General features: G+C 63.5%; 6 protein-coding genes. 1 reads left to right on the plus strand and 5 read right to left on the minus strand.

The genetic code is table 11. The features are described 5' to 3' along the window. Positions 1-161: 161 nt before the first annotated feature. The 4 genes from VII69_09875 to VII69_09890 are packed head-to-tail and all read right to left on the minus strand — an operon-like array spanning position 162 to position 3,826. Positions 162-536, minus strand: a complete 375-nt coding sequence (locus tag VII69_09875) for a cupredoxin domain-containing protein (protein ID HEY5095412.1) — start codon at positions 534-536, stop codon at positions 162-164. Between the two features lie 40 nt (positions 537-576). Beyond that, the gene (locus VII69_09880) at positions 577-1,983 is read right to left on the minus strand and encodes a TolC family protein (GenBank protein HEY5095413.1); all 1,407 of its coding nucleotides are present in this window, start codon (positions 1,981-1,983) and stop codon (positions 577-579) included. 41 nt (positions 1,984-2,024) lie between these two features. Then, positions 2,025-3,353 (minus strand): efflux RND transporter periplasmic adaptor subunit, encoded by a 1,329-nt coding sequence (locus VII69_09885; protein HEY5095414.1) that lies wholly within the window; start codon positions 3,351-3,353, stop codon positions 2,025-2,027. Next, positions 3,350-3,826, minus strand: coding sequence for a MarR family transcriptional regulator (locus VII69_09890; GenBank protein ID HEY5095415.1), 477 nt, complete (start codon positions 3,824-3,826; stop codon positions 3,350-3,352). The genes VII69_09885 and VII69_09890 overlap by 4 nt, the downstream gene beginning before the upstream one ends. A gap of 111 nt (positions 3,827-3,937) precedes the next feature. Between VII69_09890 and VII69_09895 the strand changes: the two genes are divergently transcribed. Continuing rightward, positions 3,938-4,489: a TlpA disulfide reductase family protein gene (locus VII69_09895; protein HEY5095416.1), complete on the plus strand. Its 552-nt coding sequence runs from the start codon at positions 3,938-3,940 to the stop codon at positions 4,487-4,489. On the opposite strand, the gene VII69_09900 is transcribed toward VII69_09895, so the two are convergent. Beyond that, positions 4,454-4,867: FAD-dependent thymidylate synthase (locus VII69_09900; GenBank protein ID HEY5095417.1), on the minus strand; the 414-nt coding region annotated here is incomplete at its 5' end. The two genes, VII69_09895 and VII69_09900, sit on opposite strands and share 36 nt — an antisense overlap.

Below are 4,867 nucleotides of genomic sequence, written 5' to 3' on the forward strand. Positions count from 1 at the left end.
GGCCGGCCTGAGGCGCCGCCGGCGTTGGTGCTCTGCGAAACGCTCGTGCACGAGGCGATCGCCGACGCCGTCAACGCGGCAAGAGTCGCGCAGATGACCATGCGCAGATTTTTCATTTCGAGAGCTCCCTTACGATCGTGATCGCGCGCTTGCGGCGCGTCTCACTGGCCCGTCGGTGTGGCGGGTATGACGGTTATCTGTCCAGCCATATTCGGCTGCATCGAACTGAAAAATGGGAACGTGCCGGCGACAGACGCCACCCACACCCAACGCCCGCCGTTGGGTGCGATGATGCCCGAATCGAACGCGCCCGGCGCCGTGGCGCTATGCGGCTGCGAATCTTGATTGAGGAAGATCACGAGAGTGCCGACCGCGACCGTGACGACAGCCGGCGAGTAGGCGCCGCCGCCCTTGCCCGTGAGGGTGATGGTCACTTGACCGGATTGCGTCTTGGGTTGACATGCGACGCACACCAGTATCGTCAGAGCGAGTATCGCCGCTCGCGCGGCGAAGCGCGAACCATTCGACCGCATCATGTTTTCGCGCTTCTTGTGCCTGCGCGGCAAACCCTACCGATCAGGGCTTGCCGATCGTGCCTTCCGCCAGCAGCAGCGCCTGCTGCGCGATTTTGTACGAGTAAAGCGCGGTCAGCTGGTCGGTCTCGGCGGTCGTCAATCCTACTTGCGCGTTGAGCAAGAGCGGCAGTGTTGTGACGCCGGACTTGTACTGCGCGTTCGTCACGCTCAAAACGGTCTGCGCATTGGCAAGTTCGGCATTTGCCGCCGTAAGACTCGCGCTTGCGGTTTCGAGATTGAGGTACGCTTGCTGAACGCTCAACGAGACGCCGAGCTCGGCGGTCTTGAGATTTGCCGCCGCGATGCTCGCCTGCGCTTGCGCTTGAACGGTCTGCGCGTGAATGACGCCGCCGTCGTACAACGGGAACGTCAAGCCGAGGCCGTACGACGAGCTGTTGCCGTTGCGGGTCCCGACGCTTGGCGCGATCCCCGATACTCCATCGCTCGCGGTGGCCGAGAGCACGGGAAAGCGCGCGAGCGCGGCCGCCCGCACGGAGAGATCCGCCGAGGTGGCGGAAGCTTGCGCAGCCAGCAAATCCGGACGTGAGACCGTTGCCACCGCGAGGAGCTGGGTGACGGTCTCCGGGCCTACGCCTGAGTTCGATGCGTCGTCGACCAGTTGCACGCTCTCGGTCGCGGGCAATCCCATCGCGTTGAGGAGCGTCGCGAGCGCGAGCTGTTCGCCGTATTGAGTCTGCGCCACTTTGAGCTGCGCCTGAGCCATGGGGAATTGCGCCGTCAACACGTCGGCTTTGGCGGCGAGCCCCGCTTTGTATTGCGCGTTGACCAACTCTTCTTGGACGCGGGCGAGCCGCAGCGCATCGTTGGCGGCGATCAGCGCGTGGCGCGCTTGCAAGGCGGCGAAATAGTCTTGACCGATGGAGAAGAACACCGTCTGAACGGTTCGCAGCAACGAATATTGCGCCGCATCTTCATTGAAGCGGGCAGAACGGACCTGATCCCAGACCCGGCCGCCGTCGAAGATCAATTGCCGGATGTTGACGTTCGCATTGTTTGAGGTCAACTGTCCGTTGCCGGTCTGTGTTTGGCCGGAAAATTGCGAGCCGCCCGAACTCGAGCGCGTGCTGTTGGCGGAAACGGCGATGTTCGGCAATTCTCCGCTGACGGCAAGACCCTTTGATGCGCCGGCCGAGACCAGCTCCGCGCGGGCGATCGCGAGCAGCGGCGACTGCGCAAGGGCGATCCGCTCGGCGTCGGTGAGCGTGAGCGTTTGGACTCCGGGCGCAGCGGTGGGGGCGGAGGATGCGGATGATGCCGGAGCGGGCAGGGCAGTTTGCTGGGCCATGGGATGCGTCGACGGGCTAGGCGAAGGCTGTGCCGCATTCGCGTGCGCGACGTTCAAAAGTAGCAGTGCCGCCGCGGCACCGATGGCGAGACCGAGTTTCATACAGAATCCTTTTCTTGTTTCGCTATGACCATAGGCGACGGTCAGGGAGAACTTGGCGCAGACGACGCACCCGTGCCTGCAAGCGCCGTGACGACCTGCACCGGCGCGCCGTCCTGAAGTGAGTCGGGCCGCTGGGTGATCACGGTTTTACCGACCACGATGCCCGCGCCGCTGATCTCGGCCGAGTCCTGCGTCTGCAGGCCGACCTTGACCGCGACGAGCTTCGCTTTGCCTTTATCGACGAAGTACACAGCCGACCCGTCCTGGGTCGTGGCGATGGCCGTGCGTGGAACGATCAGCGCGCGGTCGTGACGGGCGGCGACGAACGCGACGTTTGCGACCATGCCCGCTTTGAGCGCGAGTTGCGGATTTGGAATCGCGATGCGCGCGAGATACGATAGAGTGCCGGCATTCGTGGCTGCGTTTAGATTAGCGACCGATCCCGTCCAGCTTCGGCCGGGCATCGAATCGAGCGTGACGGTGGCGGATGTTCCGGTAGAGACCGATCCAAGATCAGAATCCGGAATGCCGACCGCGACGAACGCCGGATCCATCGACGAGACTTGCATGAGCGGCGTGCCGGGCGATGCGAGCGACCCGGGATCGACGCTTCGCTGCGTGACGACGCCGTCGAACGGCGCGGTGACCGCGGCTTGATCGATCTGCGTCAGCGTGAATTGCACCGCTGCGGCATCTTGCGCGGCGCTCGCGCGCAGGCCGGCGATGTCGGCTTGTGCCGAGCTGGCGCTGCCGTTGCTCATGTCCGCGTTCTGCGCCGCCACTTGGGCCGTTCGCAACGCGGATTGCGCGGCTGCGTATTGGCTTAGCGCCTGGTCCATGGCCGATTGCGAGACGAAGCCCTGCTTGAAGAGCGATTGCGTGCGATTGAGATTCGAGGAGGCCGCATCGAAGGCGACTTGCGCCGACGTCCGGCCCGATTCGGTGGTGGACGCATTGCCGGTGCTGTTGGCGATGGAGGATCGTATTCTGGCCTGCGAGGCCGCGAGCGCCGCTTCGTTTTGCGCGAGCGTGGCGCGAAGCGAGGCGTCGTCGATCTGCACGAGCAGCTGACCCTTGCGGACCCGGTCGCCGATCTGCGCATTCACGGCGCGGACCTGCCCCGAGATGACGGACGACATATTCGCCTGCTGGCCGGCGATGATCGACCCCGTGAGACTATACGTGGATTCGATCGCACCTTGACGGATGGGCGCGGCGGAGACAGGGACCGGCGGAGGTCCGGTGTCGGCCTTTGACGCGGCAGATTTTCCGCCGCATCCGGCAACGCTGGCGATGGCGGCAGCGCCGGCCACTGAAAGCGCAAAGCGCTTGAAATGCGATGTATATGCAGTCATGTCGGTGCTACTCACGTCATCCGGCGTTTGTTTCGCTCGACATGCGAAATATCGATGGCGTCGAGTTTGCGGAGCCCCAGCAGGAGCGTGGCCCGATCCGGCGCTGGGAGTTTGCGAAGTGCGACGGTGAGGAGCCCGGGTTCGAGCGCGGGAGGCAGCCCCCGCGCGATTTTCCGGCCGACCGGCGTGAGTTCGAGTTCCACGCGGCGTTCGTCACCGGAGCTGCGCCTGCGGACGACCAAGCCGCGCGCGTGCTCGCGCTTCGCGAGCGTGGATACGGTGCTGCTGGACAATCGCATTGCGACTGCGGCATCCTTGACACCGGCATTTTTCAAGCGCTCCAGGGTCTTGAGAAAATGAAGGGTGCGCAGCGTGAGTTCGCCGCCCTCTACCGGTTTGCCCAGCCGCGCGTGGTATTTCTTATAGATACTGGGGAAGAGCTGATTGATCTCTTCCACCGTTTCGCGGATGTCCGCAGGATGCGCCATGATCGAGCGACTTCGGACTCATGACCCGCCAATTCCTTCGTGACAAAATGATTCGTATCAAAGTAATTGACGCAGTATTCGAGCGTGCCGCCCGCGAATCCGGCGGCTGAGATGAGCACCGAACCGCGGGCCCCTGTGGCGGGCTGGATAATCGCCGCCGCGCTCTTCGCGATCGCCGCGGTGATCTTCGTCACCTCGCTGCAGCGGCCCGCGGCCGTCCCGCTCACAGGCAATCAAACCTCGGGAAGCGCGCGCGTGGGCATGGCCGCGCCGGACGTGGATCTCGTCGGACTCGATGGCCGGCACGTCTCGTTCGCCGCATATCGAGGCAAGCCGGTTTGGGTCAATTTCTTTGCGACGTGGTGCCCGCCGTGCAAAGAAGAGCTGCCGGAAATCGAAAAGCGTTATCAGCTCTCGCATGCACGCGGACTCGTGGTGCTCGGCGTGGACCAGCAAGAAACTCCGGCGCTGATAAAGCCGTTCATCGCGCGCTTCGGGCTGCGTTATCCGGTGCTCATCGATAACGGACAAGGCGCGATCACGTACGATCTCATCGCGTTGCCCACGTCGGTATTCATCGATCGCAACGGCGTCGTGCGCTTTATCCAGCTCGGGGAGATGTCGCCGTTACTCATGGACACCGCGCTTGCCAAGATTCTTTGAGGATTTTTCTTTTTCCCGATCGGCCAGCCAGCGCTTTGCCACCTCCGCTTTGCGCAGGTCGGCTTTCATCACGGTGATGTAGCGAGGACATTCCGGTCCGTTCGTCTCGTTGCAGTAGCCGCGCACGCATGTCGCGCCCGCGTCCTTGAACAGCACCGGATCCTCCCGCTTGAGCGTGCGCAACACTTGAAACGACATCTCGCGTATTTCCCATTGCGCCATGTTGCACGTTCGAAGCGTGAGGAATTCATACCAAGCGCGCGCGTTGCCCGATACGACGAGTTGACTGGCGGCCGCATTGGGCAACACGAAGCGCGCGTCTTCGCCGGGGATGCCCGCGTCGAGCATCTCCTTATAGGTCGCGCCGATCTCCGCCAT

The sequence above is a fragment of the Candidatus Eremiobacteraceae bacterium genome (assembly GCA_036511855.1).
Lineage (GTDB): Bacteria > Vulcanimicrobiota > Vulcanimicrobiia > Eremiobacterales > Eremiobacteraceae > JABCYQ01.

Excerpts from the sequence above, each read along its gene's own strand:
- VII69_09875 (HEY5095412.1), bottom strand. The coding sequence starts at position 536 with ATGATGCGGTCGAATGGTTCGCGCTTCGCCGCGCGAGCGGCGATACTC.
- VII69_09880 (HEY5095413.1), bottom strand. The coding sequence starts at position 1,983 with ATGAAACTCGGTCTCGCCATCGGTGCCGCGGCGGCACTGCTACTTTTG.
- VII69_09890 (HEY5095415.1), bottom strand. The coding sequence starts at position 3,826 with ATGGCGCATCCTGCGGACATCCGCGAAACGGTGGAAGAGATCAATCAG.
- VII69_09895 (HEY5095416.1), top strand. The coding sequence starts at position 3,938 with ATGAGCACCGAACCGCGGGCCCCTGTGGCGGGCTGGATAATCGCCGCC.